Origin of the sequence: Ciceribacter ferrooxidans (assembly GCF_004137355.1) — a bacterium.
In the GTDB taxonomy this organism is placed as follows: domain Bacteria; phylum Pseudomonadota; class Alphaproteobacteria; order Rhizobiales; family Rhizobiaceae; genus Allorhizobium; species Allorhizobium ferrooxidans.
On sequence record NZ_SDVB01000253.1, the window covers coordinates 607,178 to 624,997 of the forward strand.

General features: G+C 61.8%; 20 protein-coding genes. All 20 read left to right on the forward strand.

Annotated features, from left to right (window positions below):
- The first annotated feature begins 248 nt into the window (after positions 1-248).
- The 20 genes from EUU22_RS19540 to EUU22_RS19635 all read left to right on the forward strand — a co-directional run bounded on the left by EUU22_RS19540 (position 249) and on the right by EUU22_RS19635 (position 17,737).
- Positions 249-890 (forward strand): GTPase, encoded by a 642-nt coding sequence (locus EUU22_RS19540; protein WP_129333639.1) that lies wholly within the window; start codon positions 249-251, stop codon positions 888-890.
- Positions 887-2,116: a MotB family protein gene (locus tag EUU22_RS19545; RefSeq protein ID WP_129333640.1), complete on the forward strand. Its 1,230-nt coding sequence runs from the start codon at positions 887-889 to the stop codon at positions 2,114-2,116. The genes EUU22_RS19540 and EUU22_RS19545 overlap by 4 nt, the downstream gene beginning before the upstream one ends.
- 4 nt (positions 2,117-2,120) lie before the next feature.
- Positions 2,121-3,422 carry a chemotaxis protein MotC gene (motC, locus tag EUU22_RS19550; RefSeq protein WP_129333641.1) on the forward strand — a complete coding sequence of 434 codons (1,302 nt, stop codon included), beginning with the start codon at positions 2,121-2,123 and terminating at the stop codon, positions 3,420-3,422.
- A gap of 34 nt (positions 3,423-3,456) precedes the next feature.
- The gene (locus EUU22_RS19555) at positions 3,457-4,884 is read left to right on the forward strand and encodes a flagellar hook-length control protein FliK (RefSeq protein ID WP_165351226.1); all 1,428 of its coding nucleotides are present in this window, start codon (positions 3,457-3,459) and stop codon (positions 4,882-4,884) included.
- A complete protein-coding gene (locus EUU22_RS19560; RefSeq protein WP_129333767.1) occupies positions 4,832-5,389 on the forward strand; it encodes a transglycosylase SLT domain-containing protein in 558 nt (185 codons plus the stop codon). Before EUU22_RS19555 ends, EUU22_RS19560 begins: the two co-directional genes overlap by 53 nt.
- Before the next feature lie 280 nt (positions 5,390-5,669).
- Positions 5,670-6,341: a transcriptional activator Rem gene (gene rem / locus EUU22_RS19565; protein WP_129333643.1), complete on the forward strand. Its 672-nt coding sequence runs from the start codon at positions 5,670-5,672 to the stop codon at positions 6,339-6,341.
- A 131-nt stretch (positions 6,342-6,472) separates the two neighbouring features.
- Entirely contained in the window at positions 6,473-7,678 is a 1,206-nt protein-coding gene (locus EUU22_RS19570; RefSeq protein ID WP_129333644.1) for a flagellar hook protein FlgE, read from the forward strand.
- Between the two features lie 19 nt (positions 7,679-7,697).
- Complete coding sequence (gene flgK / locus EUU22_RS19575; protein WP_129333645.1) at positions 7,698-9,152, forward strand: flagellar hook-associated protein FlgK; 1,455 nt, start codon at positions 7,698-7,700, stop codon at positions 9,150-9,152.
- 4 nt (positions 9,153-9,156) lie between these two features.
- Positions 9,157-10,185 carry a flagellar hook-associated family protein gene (locus EUU22_RS19580; protein WP_129333646.1) on the forward strand — a complete coding sequence of 343 codons (1,029 nt, stop codon included), beginning with the start codon at positions 9,157-9,159 and terminating at the stop codon, positions 10,183-10,185.
- A gap of 37 nt (positions 10,186-10,222) precedes the next feature.
- Positions 10,223-10,570, forward strand: a complete 348-nt coding sequence (flaF, locus tag EUU22_RS19585; RefSeq protein WP_129333647.1) for a flagellar biosynthesis regulator FlaF — start codon at positions 10,223-10,225, stop codon at positions 10,568-10,570.
- Positions 10,567-11,016 (forward strand): flagellar biosynthesis repressor FlbT, encoded by a 450-nt coding sequence (gene flbT / locus EUU22_RS19590; protein ID WP_129333648.1) that lies wholly within the window; start codon positions 10,567-10,569, stop codon positions 11,014-11,016. The genes flaF and flbT overlap by 4 nt, the downstream gene beginning before the upstream one ends.
- Complete coding sequence (gene flgD / locus EUU22_RS19595) at positions 11,007-11,483, forward strand: flagellar hook assembly protein FlgD (protein WP_129333649.1); 477 nt, start codon at positions 11,007-11,009, stop codon at positions 11,481-11,483. Before flbT ends, flgD begins: the two co-directional genes overlap by 10 nt.
- A gap of 48 nt (positions 11,484-11,531) precedes the next feature.
- Positions 11,532-11,798: a flagellar biosynthesis protein FliQ gene (gene fliQ / locus EUU22_RS19600; RefSeq protein WP_129333650.1), complete on the forward strand. Its 267-nt coding sequence runs from the start codon at positions 11,532-11,534 to the stop codon at positions 11,796-11,798.
- A 118-nt stretch (positions 11,799-11,916) separates the two neighbouring features.
- Positions 11,917-14,004, forward strand: coding sequence for a flagellar biosynthesis protein FlhA (gene flhA / locus EUU22_RS19605; protein WP_129333651.1), 2,088 nt, complete (start codon positions 11,917-11,919; stop codon positions 14,002-14,004).
- Positions 14,001-14,750 carry a flagellar biosynthetic protein FliR gene (gene fliR / locus EUU22_RS19610; RefSeq protein WP_129333652.1) on the forward strand — a complete coding sequence of 250 codons (750 nt, stop codon included), beginning with the start codon at positions 14,001-14,003 and terminating at the stop codon, positions 14,748-14,750. The genes flhA and fliR overlap by 4 nt, the downstream gene beginning before the upstream one ends.
- A gap of 9 nt (positions 14,751-14,759) precedes the next feature.
- Positions 14,760-15,170, forward strand: a complete 411-nt coding sequence (locus EUU22_RS19615; RefSeq protein WP_129333653.1) for a hypothetical protein — start codon at positions 14,760-14,762, stop codon at positions 15,168-15,170.
- A gap of 33 nt (positions 15,171-15,203) precedes the next feature.
- Positions 15,204-15,758 carry a rod-binding protein gene (locus EUU22_RS19620; protein WP_129333654.1) on the forward strand — a complete coding sequence of 185 codons (555 nt, stop codon included), beginning with the start codon at positions 15,204-15,206 and terminating at the stop codon, positions 15,756-15,758.
- A 22-nt stretch (positions 15,759-15,780) separates the two neighbouring features.
- Positions 15,781-16,146 (forward strand): hypothetical protein, encoded by a 366-nt coding sequence (locus tag EUU22_RS19625; protein ID WP_129333655.1) that lies wholly within the window; start codon positions 15,781-15,783, stop codon positions 16,144-16,146.
- Complete coding sequence (locus EUU22_RS19630) at positions 16,146-16,676, forward strand: hypothetical protein (protein ID WP_129333656.1); 531 nt, start codon at positions 16,146-16,148, stop codon at positions 16,674-16,676. The genes EUU22_RS19625 and EUU22_RS19630 overlap by 1 nt, the downstream gene beginning before the upstream one ends.
- Before the next feature lie 263 nt (positions 16,677-16,939).
- Positions 16,940-17,737 carry a WecB/TagA/CpsF family glycosyltransferase gene (locus EUU22_RS19635; protein WP_129333657.1) on the forward strand — a complete coding sequence of 266 codons (798 nt, stop codon included), beginning with the start codon at positions 16,940-16,942 and terminating at the stop codon, positions 17,735-17,737.
- Positions 17,738-17,820 lie beyond the last annotated feature (83 nt).

Here is a 17,820-nt window from a genome sequence, read left to right on the forward strand (position 1 = left end):
CGAGAGGCCAGGGGTTCGTCTGCGGCCGGGCGGCGGTGCCCGCGCCATTCATCCTCGCACAAGTTTGGACGCTTAGCGTCGAGGCGAATACGTCAAACTCCGGGAGCGTCTGCCTGTAAGGGACTGGTCGGCGGCCCGGCGGCTGAAACCGCGGTGAAAGTCAGGATGAAACCCAGTCAGTTTTTGTTCGCCGTGTACGGCACCACGGAAGCACGCCTGCCGACGCAGGTCGCCGGAGCGTGCCGCGCATGAGCCTGCCGCTAACCCGTTATCTCAAGGACTTTTCCCAGCCCGCGGGGACGTCGGCGTCGAAGGGCATGGCCTTCCCGGAACAGGGGCCGGCGTTCGACATCGATTTTGCCGCGCCGGAGCCGGAGCCTGTCGACATCGATGCGGAACGGCGTGCGGCTTACGCCGAGGGTTACGAGGTCGCAGAGCGGGACCTGCGCCTGACGTTCGAAACCGAACGTCAGGCGCTTGTCGAGGAGCACGCCCGTGCCTTGGACGCCATACGACAGAAATTCGAAGCGGAGACCGCCAGAGCGCTTGCCGACGGCCTGCATCGCGCTGCCGGACAGATTGCACTTGCCGTCAGCGAACAGGCGGCGGCGGCCGTCGCTCCCTTCCTGTCCGAACGGGTGGTGGCGAATGCCGTCGGCGATCTTGCCGAACAGCTGTCGGCCGCAATCCTCTGCGGGGAGGCCGGCACCATTTCCGTGAGCGGCCCGGGTCCTCTCTTCGAGATGCTGAGGGAGGCTCTCGGAGACGACGCGCACGTGTTGCACCACATCGAGGCGGACGATCTCGACCTGACCGTCGATATCGGCGGCACGGCGCTGGTTACGCGTATATCGGCCTGGACGGCTAGCCTGAAGAAAGTGCTGGGATGAGCGACAGCGAAAATCACCACCACGGCAAGAATGAGATCGTGATCATCAAGCGTCACGGCGGCGGCGATCACGACGGCCATCACGGCGGCGCCTGGAAGATCGCCTATGCCGACTTCATGACTGCGATGATGGCGTTCTTTCTCGTGATGTGGCTCGTCAATGCCGCCAACGAGGAGACCAAGGCCTCCGTCGCGAGCTACTTCAATCCGATCAAGCTTGCCGACGAGAAACCGACGGAAAAGGGCGTGAAGAAGCCGGTCGACCAGGCCGACGGAGAAAAGAAGAAGGAACGCTCCCAGGTCGAAGATGACCAGAACACCGTGGGCTCGGCGGCGGCGACCGGTGAGGACCAGACGGCGACGGCAGGCGACCAGCAGAACTATTCCGAGGCGGATTTCTTTGAGAATCCCTATTCTGTCCTTGCCGAGATCGCGCAGGAAGTGGGGCAACAGGCGAATGTCAGCGCCAAGGGGGAGGGCGGGGCAAGCGACTCCGGCCCGTCGACCGGCGCTTCCGGTGGGGAAGCCTACCGCGATCCCTTCGATCCTGATTTCTGGAGCCAGCAGGTCCAGGCGGCCAAACAGACGAACCAGTCGGACTCGTCCGACGCCGCGCAGGCGACCGAACCGCCGCGGGACCCGGCCAAGGAGCAGATTGCGGCTCTCGACCCCAAGGAGACACGACCGGAAAGCGCCACGACGGAGACGAAGCCCGCCGAGGGAGAGAACAAGAAGGCGGACGCGAATGCCGACGCTGCCCCGGAGAAGGCTGCAACCGAGCTCAGGGATGAGATCGAGAAGGCCATCGGCGGCGCGAGCGGCAAGCTTGCCGAGGGTCTCATCGTCAAACCGTCCGAAGGTGGCTTGCTGGTGACTATCTCGGACCAGCTCGACACCCCCATGTTCAATGTCGGCTCCGCCGTCCCGCGCAAGGAAATGGTCGTTGCCATGGAAAAGATCGGCAAGCTCCTGCAGCAACGACCTGGCTCGATCGTCATACGCGGCCACACCGACGGTCGTCAGTTCAAGGGAACAGAAGACGACAACTGGCGGCTCTCGATGGCGCGCGCTCACAGCGCCTACTACATGCTGCTGCGCGGTGGCCTCCCGGAAGGGCGGGTCCAGCAGGTTTCCGGCTTTGCGGACCGGCGCCTCCAAGTGCCGGACGATCCGCTCGCCGATGCCAACCGTCGCATCGAGATTCTGATTCAAGCGGACCAGGGATAGTCGGATGGCAAGCCTGAGGCGCTTTTTTCTTGGTTCTGCACTCGCCGTCCTGGGTCTCTCCGGCCCGGGACAGGCGCGTTCGGAGGACCTGGAGGCGATCGCGCCCTACAAGATGCTGCGTTCGCTGCAGTTCGTGCAGGATTCGGTCGTGCTGGGAGACCATTCGGCCGGCGAGATGCAGCGTTTCATGCTCGAGACGATCGACAAGCGCCTGCGGCAGGCGGATGCTTCGACCTTCGAGAGTACCGACAACGTCGATGCGGCGCTGATCTACGCGATGAGCGGCGGCAATCCCCAGACTCTGGAATATCTCGTCGCGCGGGATGTCGACGGCAATTTCGACAACCGCGTCACCGATGCGCTCCGCAAGTATCTTGCTGGGAAGGGGACACTGATCGCCAAATCCCTCGGTGAGCTGGTGTCGGAGTACAAGGACAGCAAGATCGGCCCGTATCTTGCTCTCGTCGCCGGCAACGTGACCATCAGCACCAATCCCAAGGGTGCGTTGAAGTTCTATGACTGGGCGCGACTGACGGCGCCCGGCACGATCGTGGAAGAGGCGGCGCTTCGCCGCTCGGTCGCAATCGCCATCGAGACCGGCGACGTCGCCAAGGCCTCGGCGTATTCGAACCGCTATGCACGTCGATTCCTCCATTCGCCCTATGCAAGCCAGTTCGCCGATCTCTTCGTGCGACTCGTCGTCGAACGATACGAAGCTCTCAACGCCGAGGACGTGAGTGCGATACTCGGATACATGGACAAGGAACGCGCCCGCGAGATCTATCTGCGTATAGCGAGGGCAGCGGCCGTTCGCGGTAAGAACCAGCTGGCAGGTCTTGCCGCCGAACGTGCCAAGGCGCTGTCCGGAACGGCGGAAGGTGCGGACACGCTGGCCCGCCTCTACGGCGGCCTGGCCGAGGTTCCGACATCCGACATTCTTTCGGCCGTCGATGCCTTGGCCAGCATACCCGAGAAAGAGCTTTCGCCGGCAGATCGGGCCCTGCGTGCCGCCGCCGAGGCGGTTGCGCGCGAAATTCTGTCCGAGCCGGCCCAGCAGGGCTCATCGCCGTTGCTGCCCTTCGATACTCCGGCAGAGACCGCCGAAGCAGCGGTCACGCGGGAAGAGGGAGAACCGCTGCAGTTTCCCGGCGAGGCACCTCCAATCGAGGTGGTCACCAAGGATGTCGCACCCTCCGGCACGAAGCCGGGCGAGGTCGCGATGGATCCCCAGTTGCAGGACTTCGTTTCGTCGGGGCGTTCCAAACTTCGTGAAATTGACAGCCTGTTACAAGAAGAGGCGCAGTGAGATGATCGATATCGGTATCACAGGAACGAGTCCCTTGCCCGATGCCACGAGCAGGGCAGGAAGTGCGGCCGTTTCCACTCGATCGGCCGATGGCGGTTTCTCGCAGGCACTGGAGGGCGCCGAGCGACGCGGTGAAAAGGCGCCGGTCGATGACGAGCGTCCGCGACCGAGGATCGAGATATCGGGAAGGGGCTTGCGGGATCGGCCCGATGGAGGCACGCCTGCCACCGAGGAGGAAATCTCGGAAGAGACCGACGCACAAATGCCGGCCGAGGCTCGGGGTCGTGAAGGCAAGGACGCGACCGCAGCCTTCCTGGCGCGAACGTCCGGGATGGCGGAGACCTCGCACGAGACGTCTTCGGGGCGCGGAGAGGTGACGGGCCGCCGCGCCGCCGAAACCGACAAGGTCGCGACGCGCGGACCTCGGGCCGCGACCGGACGAGAGGTTGCCGACGTCGAGACCGATCAGGCTGTCGAGGATGGCGGTGACGTCCCGGCCATGGATGCCGGCGAGGTGCTATCCCTGCTCAACGGCACGCCGACGACCGCTCCCGCCGATGCCGAGCCTGCAGGCGCAAAGAAAGGTAGAACCGATCGGTCCGCCGGAGGCAAGGATACTGTGAACCTCGCCGTCGATACGAGATTGGTTTCGGCGGGTCAGGTAGTCGGCGACACATCCCTTGACGGGCTACCCGTGGAGGCCGCCTCTGCCCCCGAGACCGACGCCGATCGCACGTTCCGTTTCGCGCGTATCGATGGAAAGGGGCAGTCGCTGACGATGCGGGTAAGCGAGTCCGGTGAGGCGACCGCCTTCGAGCCTGGGGCGGCGCCGGCCGACGGCGTACAGACGGTCGCGGTACTCGACGCCCGCCGCTATCTCGCCCCCGTCTCGACTGCGAACACCACCAGTATCGCGGCCGCGCTTGCGGGCGACGGAGAGTGGGTGCAGGCGATGCAGCCCGCAGCAGAGCTTGCGAACGCAGCCGCCGCTGCGGGTGGCGGGAAGGTCGTCCACACGCTGAAGATCCAGATGACGCCCGTCGAGCTCGGCAGTGTGACGGCAAACCTGCGCCTCAAGGGTGACGAACTGACGGTCCATCTCACCGTGGAGAACCACGCCGCGCTCAGACAGCTCAACGACGACCAGAGCGATATCCTGAAGGCGCTGAGAGCGCAGGGACTGACGGTGGATCATATTCATGTGAGCATGGCGCCCGCGGCCGAGCGGGCAGCCGGTGATGGCAGTCAGGGGACTGGCCAGTGGCCGCAGGGAGGCCAGCAAGCGCAGCAGGGCGGCGGTCAAGGGGCTGGTGGAGGTCCACGGCAGGATGCGTTCAGCAGCTCGCGGGGTGAAGACGACGGCAGCGGAAGGATCGGCAATGAAGCAGGCTTGGCTGAAGCGGCTGGCAATGGTGACGGTGTCGTCCCTGGCGGCGCTCGTCCTGACCACGTTTACCTCTGAGAGCCGTGCCTCATCCGGCGCCTGCGAACGCGAGATCCAGCAGGCCGCGGCCCGGTACGCCATCCCTGAAGGTATCCTCTACTCCGTCGGTCTGACGGAGACAGGCCGTCGGGGTTCGTTGCAGCCCTATGCGCTGAATGTGGAGGGCAAGGCCTTGTTCTTCAACAGCCGTGACGAGGCCATCGATGCCTTTATGCAGGCCCGCCGGCAGGGAGCCAGGCTCATCGACGTCGGCTGCATGCAGATCAACCAGCACTTCCATCTGGAGAACTTTCCCTCGATCCAGGCTATGTTCGATCCAGGGCAGAATGTCGACTATGCGGCACGGTTTCTATTGCGTTTGCATGGGCGTCACGATACGTGGACGATGGCGGTTGCGCGCTATCACGCCGGTCCCGACAACGACCCCGCACAGAAGCGCTATGTCTGCCGCGTCATCGCCAATCTGGTCGCGACCGGCTACGGAAAATGGACCCCGAACGCGCGGAACTTCTGCGGCGCATAGCAATCTTTAGTTGTATTTTTGTTTCGGTTGTCGGTTTTGTCCGCAATGTGGCCGGATTTTGACGAATTATGGCCGGCAAGAGCCTTGTTAACCATTGTCGAAATTATCCACGAGAGATTAGTGCCACTCCGCGCGCACACCTACTAGATATAGCTCAAATCAGCACCCGACCCTTAATCAACTATTAATATCTATCGTTAACATTAAGCAGTTGTCCCTGATTCCTCCGATTCGTACCCATAGTCCATCGAAGTATCCACACTGATTCGGAGGCGGACGAATGATCGTAGTGGTTGATGAGCGTGAGCTCGTGAAGGAGGGATACACCTCCCTTTTCGGGCGTGAAGGAATTCCATCGACCGGGTTTGACCCGGCGGAATTCGGCGAATGGGTAAATACGGCAGCTGACGGGGACATCGCGGCCGTGGAAGCCTTCCTTCTGGGGCAGGGGGAACAGACCATGGATCTGCCGCGCGCGATCCGTGATCGCACGCAGGCTCCGGTCATCGCGGTGAGCGACCAGCCATCGCTCGAAGCGACTCTTGCGCTGTTTGATTGTGGCGTGGACGACGTCGTGCGCAAGCCCGTGCACCCGAGGGAGATCCTTGCGCGTGCCGCGGCCATCCGTCGCCGATTGCGCGCAATCAGCAATTACACCGAGATCGGCCCGATCCGTGTCTTCAACGATGGCCGCGATCCGGAGATTGACGGGACAGTCTTCCCGTTGCCGCGGCGCGAGCGGCGCATTCTCGAATACCTCGTCCTCAATCGCGGTCGCCGGGTCTCGAAGTCGCAAATATTCAATGCGATCTACGGCATCTTCGACGAAGAAGTCGAAGAGAACGTCGTTGAAAGCCACATCAGCAAGTTGCGCAAGAAACTTCGCAAGAAGCTCGGCTTCGATCCGGTCGATTCGAAGCGTTTCCTCGGCTACTGCATCGATTGGAACTGAATGGAGGATCGGGGCCTAGATGACCCCGGTCGCCGTCCCCGACAGCCGGTCAATTGGCTTCGTCGTACCAGACAGCTTCACGCAAGGCCCGTCTCCTACTCTCCCAAAGACGATAGAAACGAGGAAGTTTCATGAGCCTTTACGGTACCATGCGAACCGGCGTGTCCGGAATGAATGCCCAGGCAAACCGTCTCGGAACGGTTGCCGAAAACATCGCGAACTCGAGCACCGTGGGCTACAAGAAGGCCTCGGTCCAGTTCTCATCCATGATCCTGCCGGCGACCGGCGGAGCCTACAACTCGGGTGGCGTCGAGACTGATATCCGCTACTCGATCTCGGATCAGGGCACATTCAGCTACACGACCTCGGCGACCGACCTCGCGATCAACGGTAACGGCTTCTTCATCGTGAGCGGCGGCGACGGCGTCGAGTATCTGACCCGCGCCGGTTCCTTCGAGATGATGGATGACGGCACGCTGCGCAATGCGGCCGGCTACACCCTGATGGGCTACGAGTACTCTTCGACCTCGGACCCGACGATCGTCGTGAACGGCTTTGAAGGTCTGACGCCGGTCAATCTCTCCTCGGCATCGATTTCGGCGACGGCGTCCACGGAAGGTCAGCTCAACGTCAACCTGCCGTCGGGCGAAGCCGCCGGCTACAGCAAGTCCACCTCGCTCGTGGCTTACGACAGTCAGGGCAACAGCCGCCTGCTGGAATTCACCTACATCAAGACCGCGGCAAACACCTGGACGGTCGAGGCGAACTATGCGGGACCGCCGGTCACCACTGTCATTCCTACGACGACACTCAATTTCGACGCCAACGGGAAGCTCACCTCTCCGACCTCGCTGACCACTACGGCATTTGCCGTCGACGGCGCCAACATGGGTGCGATCGCAATCGACATCTCCGGCTCCACGCAGCTCGCTGCGGCCTTCTCGGTCGAAACCGGTGCCAAGATCAACGGCAACGCGGCGAGCGAAGTTGTCGGCTACGAGATCGACGAAAAGGGCGTGGTCTCGGTGGTCTACGACAACGGCGACCTGACGCCTCGCTACCGCGTCGCGCTCGCGACCGTGCAGAGCCCGGACAATCTGACGCCTATCGCCGGCAATCTCTACTCGCAGAGCAACGACTCGGGCGTGATCGTCATGGGTTACGCGGGTTCCGCCGGCTTCGGCACGATCCTTTCGGGTGCACTCGAGGACTCGAACGTCGACGTCGCCGAAGAGCTCACTGCGATGATCGAATCGCAGCGCAACTATACGGCCAACTCCAAGGTGTTCCAGACCGGCTCCGAGTTGATGGACGTTCTCGTCAACCTGAAGAGATAATGCAAGGTTCGGCTAGCCAATGTCGCTCACGTCTGCAATCAACACGACTAAGGCAGCGTTCCGGAATATGGGGGACCAGTCCTCCGTTATTTCGACGAACATTGCCAATGACGGCAACGAAAACTATGTGCGTCGCTCGGCGGTCGTAACCAATACCATCTTCGGCGCCTCCACCGTCGTTACGCAGCGAAATCAGCAGCTGGCCCTGCTCCTTCAGACGGTCAGCACCAACTCTCAGTCGAAGGCGCAAAGCACGCTTCTCGACGGCTTGGAAACACTGAAGTCGAGCCTCGGAGGCAATGAATACGAGCTGGCTCCGTCGACCTACATGTCGACGCTGCAGAGCAGCCTTCAGGCCTTCGCGGCCTCGCCGGGGCAGCTGGCCCTCGCGCAGACTGTCGTGACGGACGCTCTCGATGTTGCGAACTCGCTCAACCGCGTGTCGACAACCGTCCAGAACCTGCGGGCCGATGCCGATGCGGAGATCGAGTCGCAGGTCGCCGAGCTCAACCGGCTGCTGGCCGACTTCAAGACCGCCAACGACACGGTCGTCCAGGCGACCGCGACCGGCAACGATCCGAGCAACGCGCTCGACACGCGTGAGACGATCCTGAAGGAAATATCCGGCATAGTCGGTGTCTCCGTTGTCGTCAGGGAGAACAACGACGTCGCCCTTTATACAGCGGACGGCACGACCCTCTTCGAGACGATTCCGCGTTCGGTTTCCTTCAGCCGCACTTATACCTATTCGGCGACGGTCAACGGCAACGCCGTTTACATCGACGGTGTGGCAGTGGAGGCCGGTGTCGGCGGCAATACCAGCGGCGAAGGTTCGCTCGCCGCGCTTCTGCAATTGCGCGACGACGTCGCGCCGACCTTCCAGAACCAGCTCGACGAGGTTGCGCGTGGCCTGATCGAAGCGTTCCAGGAAACCGATGCCGGCGGCGCCAATCCGTTGCCTGGGCTGTTCACCTGGCCGACCGGAACGGTGCCGGCATCCGGTACGCTGGAGCCGGGGCTTGCCGCATCCATCACCATCAACAGCGCGCTGGTGACCTCATCCGGTGGCGATCCCACCCTGCTGCGCGATGGCGGCATCAACGGTGCCGCTTACGTCAAGAACCCGACCGGCGGAAGCGGCTATTCCGACCTGCTGCTCACTTATGTGGAGAATCTCAGCACGTCGCGACCGTTCGATCCGGCTGCCGGACTCGACACCTCGTCCGGGCTCCTGACCTTTTCCACGAACTCCATCGGCTGGCTGGAGGAACTTCGGGCAAACGCGACTACGGCGACCGACAATAAGACCGCTCTCTATGAAAGGGCATTCCAGGTCTATTCGTCCAAGACTGGCGTCAGTCTCGACGAGGAATTGTCACTGCTCCTGGATGTCGAGCAATCCTACAAGGCCTCTGCCAAGCTGGTGTCGACCATCGACTCCATGATGCAGGCGGTCCTGGACATGGCGGGGTAATCTTATGTCGACGAGCAACGTTTCGAACCTCTCCATTCAGACCTCGATGCGCCTGACGATCCGCCAGGCGCAGGCCGAACTCATCAAGGCGCAGCAAGAGGTTACGACAGGCATGTACGCCGACGTCGGAGCTTCGATCGGCAGCGAGACGTCCAGGGTCCTCGACCTGACCCGCGACAGCATGCGTCTGCAGTCGATGATTGACACCAACGCGATCGTCACCCAGCGTCTGGATGCCTCGCAGGAGGCGCTCAACCAGATGGCGGCCTCGGCACAGGAAATGCAGGACGCTCTGATCGCGCTCGGCCAGTCCGGCACGACGACCACGATCACCGTGGCCGTGAACACCGTTTCAAACGTCTTGTCGAACTTCACCAATCTGGCCAACACCTCATTCAGCGGCGAGTATCTGTTCTCGGGCGTCAACACTGACGTACAGCCGCTCACCGAATACGATGCCAGCTCGGCGGCGAAGGCCTCCTTCGACGCGGCCTATGCCGCTTACCCGTGGTCGACGCCGAAGACGGCCACCGAAATGGATGATTTCATAACCAACGTCGTCGAGCCGATGTATACCGGGGCGGGTTGGACGACGGACTGGTCGAATGCCGCCGACGGCGTGATGACGAGCCGCATCAGCCAGAGCGAGGTCGTGGAGACGTCGACCAGCGCCAACGAGAACGGGATGCGCTACTTTGCGCTTGCTGCGGTGGTTGCCAAGGAGTTGCTCGGTCAGAATCTGGACGAAAGCGTGCGTTCGGTCGTCACCGACAAGGCGATTGCCTACATCAGTAAGGCGACTGCCGGGCTGAACGAGCAGCGCACCCAGCTCGGCCTTTCCCAGAGCCGGGTGAAGAAGGCCAACACATCGCTGCAGATTCAGATCAATATTCTCGATACGACGAAAGCCGACCGGGTTGAGGTTGATGCGTATGAGGCCTCGACGCGGGTCAACAATCTCCTGTCGCTCGCCGAAGCATCCTACACCCTGACGGCCAAGATCCAGCAGTTGAGTCTCGTGAACTACCTTTGATGATCAAAGGGACGCCATGACTATGAAGGACAGTTGAATGTATCAGTTCACATATGCCGAGATCATGGAAGATGACGTCGCGAACGCCAAGGACCGTGAACGGCAGGCGCTGTCGCGATCGATCGAGTTGCTCGAGAAGGCACGCGACGACGGGGAGTATTCCCGCAATGCCATCGAGGCGCTCTTCTATACTCGTCGGGTCTGGATCCGCCTCATCGAGGATCTGAAGCAGCCCGAGAACGAGCTCGGGGCAGAGCTGCGCGCCAATCTGATTTCCATCGCCATCTGGATCTTGAAGGAGTGCGATCGGATCAGGAAGCGCGAGTCCAACAACTTCCAGAGCATAATAGACGTGACAACCATCATCAGGGATGGACTGAAATGAAAAGTACACTGCGCATCTCTCTCAAATCCGGGGAACGTATCTTCATCAACGGCGCAGTGCTGCGTGTCGACCGCAAGGTCGCGCTGGAGTTCCTCAACGACGTCACCTTCCTGCTCGAAAACCACGTCCTGCAGCCGGAAGACGCGACGACCCCGCTGCGGCAGCTCTATTTCATCGCGCAGATGATGCTGATCAATCCGGAAGGCCGCGAGCAGTCGATGGCCATGTTCCGCAAGTCGATCACCATGCTGCTCGCCTGTTTCCAGAACGAGGAGGTTCTGGCGGAACTGAAGCGCATCGACGGCATGGTCACCTCCGGCCGAGCCTTCGACGCCCTGAAGGCCATCCGCGGCCTCTATCCGATCGAGGATCGCATCCTCAACAACCAGGAGATCACACCGGCGACGGTGGAGCAGATTCGTAAGGAGATCGCACCATGGCGGTAAGCGCGGTGAATGCTGCGACCGGTACGACCAATGCCGCGTCCACGACCAAGACGGCGGCGACCGACGACAAGTCTGCATCGGATGCCGCCGCCTCAGCCTCTCTGGACTACAACTCGTTCCTGAAGCTGCTGATCGCGCAGATGCAGAACCAGGATCCGACCGATCCGATGGACGCCACGGAGCAGATCGCGCAGCTTGCGACGTTCTCTCAGGTCGAGCAGACGATCCAGACCAATGCGAAGCTCGAAACGCTGATTACCGGCGATGCGCTGAGCACTGCGTCGAACTACATCGGCCAGACGATCACCAGTGCCGACGGCAAGACCACCGGCATCATCGAATCGGTGCGCGTCTATGCCGACACGATGGTTGCGACGACGACCAGCGGCAAGGAAATCCCGATCACGGTCGGTGTGACGGTCGGCAAGCCCTCGACGTCGGGTAGCAGTGCTGATACCTCTGCATGAGGACATGCGGGAGGTGATTCCCGTACCGAAAAGAGGGATTTCCGCTCGATGAACGAGGCCGACGCCCTGGACATCATGCAGGCCGCGGTGTGGACGGTGCTTGTGGCATCCGGTCCGGCAGTGCTCGCGGCCATGGTCGTCGGCGTGGCGATCGCCCTGATCCAGGCGCTCACCCAGGTTCAGGAGATGACGCTCACCTTCGTCCCGAAGATCGTCACGATCCTCATCGTGATCGGCATCAGCGCGCCCTTCGTCGGCGGACAGATAGCCCTCTTTTCCAACCTCGTCTTCTCGCGCGTGCAGTCGGGTTTCTAGGCCGGCTTTTCGTCCCGTCTGTCACCCTCGCGCAAGCTTCGTCTCCTAAGCCTTCGGGTGAATACGGCCGACTGCGTCCAGCCTTCGGCCGCCTTCTCATGAAGAGACGGAACGAGTTATGGCGCAACCCACCGCAGTCCCCCTTCCGAAGGTCAGTCCGAACGGCCGTGACGTCGGCTTCGCCCTCGGCATCGTGGTCATCCTCTGCATCCTGTTCCTGCCGATTCCGCCGTTCCTGATCGACATGGGACTGGCCTTCTCGATCGCCTTCTCCGTTCTCATCCTCATGGTCTCGCTGTGGATACAGCGGCCGCTCGATTTCTCGTCCTTCCCGACGATTCTGCTCATTTCGACGATGATCCGGCTGTCGCTCAACATCGCGACGACCCGTGTTATCCTCTCCCACGGAAATGAAGGACACACGGCCGCCGGCGGCGTCATCGCCGGCTTTTCGAGCCTGGTGATGTCCGGCGACTTCGTCATCGGTCTGATCGTGTTCATGATCCTGGTGACGGTCAACTTCATCGTCATCACCAAGGGCGCCACGCGCATCGCGGAAGTCGGCGCCCGCTTCACCCTGGATGCCATTCCCGGCAAGCAGATGTCGATCGATGCCGACCTGTCGGCTGGCATCATCGACGAGAAGGAGGCCCAGCGCCGCCGCCACGAACTCGAGCAGGAAAGCTCGTTCTTCGGCGCCATGGACGGTGCATCCAAGTTCGTCCGCGGTGATGCCATCGCCGGCCTCATCATTACCGCCATCAACATTTTCGGCGGCATCATCATCGGCTATTTCCGCCACGGCATGGAGATCGGCGAGGCGGCGGACGTCTTCGTGAAGCTCTCGGTCGGCGACGGTATCGTGTCGCAGGTTCCGGCGCTCATCGTCTCGCTTGCCGCCGGTCTTCTGGTCTCGCGCGGCGGCACGCCCGGCTCCACCGACCAGGCGGTCGTCAACCAGCTCAGTGGCTACCCGCGGGCGCTCTCCGTCGCCGCGGCGCTGATGGTGCTGTTGTCCGTCATTCCCGGTTTGCCGATGATACCCTTCCTCGCCCTCGGCGGCGTCATGGCCTTCGGCAGCTGGTTCATTCCGCGCCAGATCGAAGCGGAGAACAAGCTGAAGCGCGAGCAGGAGGAGAAGAAGGTCATCCAGACCAAGGAGGCGGAGAAGGACTCGGTCAAGTCCGTGCTGAAGACCGCAGAGATCGAGCTGGCGCTCGGCAAGCTCGTCTCCACCCGCCTGCTCGGCGCTCACCAGGAACTCGCCTTCCGTGTCGGCAAGATGCGCCGGAAGTTCGCGAGCCAGTACGGCTTCGTCGTTCCGGAGATCAAGGTCACCGACGACATCGCGATTCCCGAAAAGGCCTATCAGATCCGCATCCACGGCACGACGGTCGCCTCCAACCAGCTTCGGGTGGGCGAGGTTCTCGTCATCACCGGTTCTGGCCGCAAGCCGAAGGTCCCCGGCGACGAAATCCGGGAGCCGGCGTTCGGAATGCCGGCGGTCTCCGTCCTCGAAGCGTTCACCGAGGATCTCAAGCGCGAAGGCTTCCACCCGATCGACAACGTCTCCGTGGTGCTGACGCATCTGAGCGAGGTCATTCGCAACAACCTGCCGCAGCTTCTCTCCTACAAGGACGTCAAGATCCTGATCGACCGGCTCGATCCGGAATACAAGAAGCTCGCAGACGAAATCTGTTCCTCGCACATGTCCTATTCGGGACTGCAGGCGGTGCTGAAGCTTCTGCTGGCCGAACGGGTATCGATCCGGAACCTGCACCTCATTCTCGAAGCAGTGGCGGAGCTTGCGCCCCACGTCCGCAAGACCGAACAGATCGTCGAACACGTCCGGGTACGCATGGCGCAGCAGCTCTGCGGCGATCTCGCCGACAACGGCGTCCTGCGTGTGCTGCGCCTCGGCAGCAAATGGGACCTGATTTTCCACCAGGCGCTGAAGCGCGACGCCAAGGGCGAAATCGTCGAGTTCGACATCGATCCGCGCAGCCTCGAGGAGTTCAGCGAGCAGGCGAGCAAAGTAATCCGTGAATTCATGGACCGCGGCATGCCCTTCGTGCTTGTCACGTCTCCGGAAACGCGCTCCTATGTCCGCATGATCATCGAACGCCTCTTCGCGACCTTGCCGGTCCTGTCGCATGTCGAACTGGCCAAGGGCATCGAAATCAAGATCCTGGGCTCCATTTCATGATAACCGACCCCGAGGGGACCGTGCTCGCCCTGTTTGCGGCCTTCTGCCGGATCGGGACGTGTCTGATGGTTCTCCCCGGCTTTTCGTCGGCGCGGGTCGCTCCCCAGATCCGGCTCTTCATCGCCTTCGCGGTCTCGCTCGGCGTGCTTCCCGTTCTCTGGGATGTCATCTATCCGAAGGTGCAGTCCGCCGGTTACGGCTACATCGGCATCGTCGCGGGCGAGGCGCTGGTCGGAGCGATGTATGGAATGATTCCGCGTCTCTTCGTTCTCGGGCTGCAATTCGCCGGGTCGGCAATCTCGATGTCGATCGGCTTCAACGCACCGGGTGGCGCGGATATTCTCGAGGACACGAGCGAAAACCAGCTCACCAACATGATAAGCTTCGCGGGCCTCATGCTGCTCTTCGTGATGGACTTCCATCACACCGTGTTGCGCGCGCTCGTCGATTCCTACGGGCTGATGCCGCTCGGCGTCTTCCCGGATGCCCAAAAGATGCTGATCTCGCTGACGGATACGCTCGGAGCGACGTTCTACCTGATGCTGCGGCTCGCCAGCCCCTTCATCATCTTCGGGCTGATGTTCAACTTCTCCGTCGGCCTGATCAACAAGCTCGCCCCGCAGATTCCCATCTACTTCATCTCGTTGCCGTATCTCATCATCGGTGGCCTCTTTCTTCTCTATTTCGGGATCGCCGCGCTGGTCAGCCAGTTCGCATCCCAGTTCGCCGTCATATTCCTGGGCTAGGGGCGAGGTATGGGGCCGAACAAGAAATCGGAAAAGCTCGCCCGTCTCGTCTCCGTCCAGCGGCACATGGAACGCATGGCCGAGAGCGACCTTTCGAATACGGCGAGGCAGCGGGACGAAGTTTCGGCCTCGATGCACATGGTGATGGATGCCATCGGGTCGCTCGACCCGGTTCATCGTCTCTTTGCCCAGAACTATGCCGAGCGTTTCGACCGTCTGGCGAACATGGAAAAGCAGCTTGCCGGCATCCAGCAGGCGCAGGAGGCGAAGGTCGTCAGGGAGCGTGTGAAGGGCGACCGTCTGGAAGAAAACAGGCGTGAAGCCCGACTGGACGAGGACCGCGAGGCGGACGACAACGCCATCTATGACATGGTGGACATGCGTTACGCAACGCCAGCCTCCAGCAAGCTTCAGGAGTGATAGTCCCCGCGAACAAGTAATGAGGACGATCACGTGGCAATCTCACCTCCGAGCGATCTCGTCCTGGACGTGGTTCAGGCGGCCGACCCGTTGGAAGTTCAGGCGGCGCAGGCCCGCCTGAAGGCGAACCGGGCAGCCTTCGCCGCGACCAGCCTTGCGGAAAAGGGGGCGGGTTTCGGGGCGGCTGTCGATATTCTGGGTGGCGCTGCATCGAAGGCCGGTCTCGGCAACATCCAGAAGACCGGGCATGACGAAACACCCAAGGTTTACCGAGATTTCGAATCGGTGGTCTTGCAGAACTTCGTGAAGTCCATGCTGCCGACGGATGCGGAAGCCGTCTACGGCAAGGGCAATGCCGGCGAAATGTGGAAGAGCATGATGGCCGAGCAGATTGGCGGCGTGCTGTCGGAAAACGGCGGTATCGGTATCGCCGACCAGATGTATTCGCAGGAACTCGCGCGCCACCGTTCGAAGGGCGTCGTCAACGCCGCCGTCGACGAGAAGGACCGCAGTGTCGCCCTGAGCATGGTGACCGATCTCGAGCGACGCACGCTCGGCGTCTCGGAAACCGAAAAACACAGCGCATAACAACCAAGATCTGGGGCTGTAAATGGAAGTCACCTCTAGCGACTACCGCATCAAGACGGTTCTCGGCCGCCTTGAAATGATTATCGACAACGAGAACCAGCGTATTGGCAAGGACCCCGAGTTCGATCTCAAGGTCTCCAACGCGCACAAGAGCCGTTGCCTCTACGAGCTCACCATGCTCTGCCGCGATTCCGATCCACGGGACCTGGCCGCCGGCTATATCGAGCAGATGCACAGCTTGAAGAAGAAGCTCGCGCTGAATGCGCAGCGCGTTGAGGCGCATCTTCACGCCGTCCGCGCCGTGGCTGATCTTCTAAAGGGAGCCGTCAGGGACGCCGACGCCGACGGCACCTATTCTCAGGAACAGTTCCGGTACAACGAAAACTGATGGTCAAGCTCGTCGTCGCCGGATTGTGGGTCTGCATCGTGACGCTCGGGGCGGTGTTCTTCTCCGTCCGTCTGGCGACGGCACCCGTCGTTGCTCCCGAGGCCGATGCCAAGGCGCCGACGGAGCTTGTTCGCGGAGAGTCGATCACTGTTCCGATGATCTCCGAGGGAGGCGTCAAGGGCTACTTCCTCGGGCGCATTTCGTTCATGGTCAACAAGGAGAAGCTCAAGGGCATCAAACTGCCGATGTCGGAGTTGATGACAGACGAGTTGTTCACACTGCTCGTCGGCAACAAGATGGTCGATATCGCCGACATGCAGGCCTTCGACCTCGTGGCGTTCCGTGAGGCGATCAAGGGCGACATCAACAAGCGGTTTGGCGACGATCTCGTCGAGGAAGTGCTGGTTGAACAGCTCGACTACCTTTCGAAGGAAGATGTCCGGGCCACGGCCGAGGCACCGAAGAGCCCCGTCTCCCCGCCCGTCAAGATCGTCGAGGGCGTGAAGGTCGAGGACCCTGCTTCCCGCTGATGGTGGGGGCGGGCTTTGATTCGAAGGCACATCGCGCCGGACGCTTCGGCCCTTCAACGAAAGAGTTGCCCCTTCTATATATGTCAAATGCGCGGTTAATGGGCCGCGGCGCATTCGAGCAATGTCCTTAAGCGCCAGGTGATGTCCTGCTGTTAAGGAAATGCCGAGTGTTATCCCGGAGCGTGAATCCCATGGCGTCGTTTGATGCGCTTCCTTCCCGAGGTTTCGAACGGCGCTCCCGCGGTCGGCCGGAGCGGACCTGAATGACCTCTGCTGCAAGCGAAACTGCCAGCCCGCCCCATCGGCCGGTCTTCGGATTCCCGGTCAGCAACATGAGCTGGCAGGAAGCGCTTGCGCACGTGAGCGATCTCGCCGCGTCATCGTCCGGACACACCCAGATTTTCTTCCTCAACGCAAACAACGCCAACATCACGTTCATCGATCCGGAATACCGCAGGGTGCTCGAGGGGCGTCTCATCCTGCCGGACGGGGTCGGTATGGACATCGCGTCGAAGTCGTTCCACGGGGTGCCGTTCGCGGCGAACCTCAACGGAACCGACTTCGTCCCTGCATTGCTCACCTACATGGCGGCGAAACGGCGCATCGGCCTTATCGGTGGCCACCCGGAAGTTCTGTCGAAGGCTGCGGCGCGACTGCGCGAACACAGTCCCTGGCATGAGATCATCGAGATCGCCGACGGCTTCTTCGACAAGGACGACAGCGACGCGGTTCTGGAGAAGCTCGCTTCGGCAAAGATAGACGTCCTGCTCGTCGCCATGGGGACACCGCTGCAGGAAAAGTGGATCGGCCGTCACATCACCGAGGAACATGCCCGCGTGGTGATCGGGGTCGGCGCGCTCTTCGATTTCCTCGCCGGTCGGGTGCCGCGTGCACCGGAATGGGTGCGGCGGCTCCGATGCGAATGGGCCTACCGGCTCTGGATCGAGCCGAAGCGTCTCTGGTACCGCTATGTCGTCGGCATCCCGGTGTTCCTCTTCAGGGTCATCCGGCACAAGGCGGGCGCAGACCGTCGACGCGATCCGGGACCGCCTGCCGGCTGACGGGCTGTGTCCTCGTGGGTGCGAGGGCCCGGTTTCCGCTTGCAATTGCCGTTTTTTGACACCATAGGGCGGACACAGGCAAA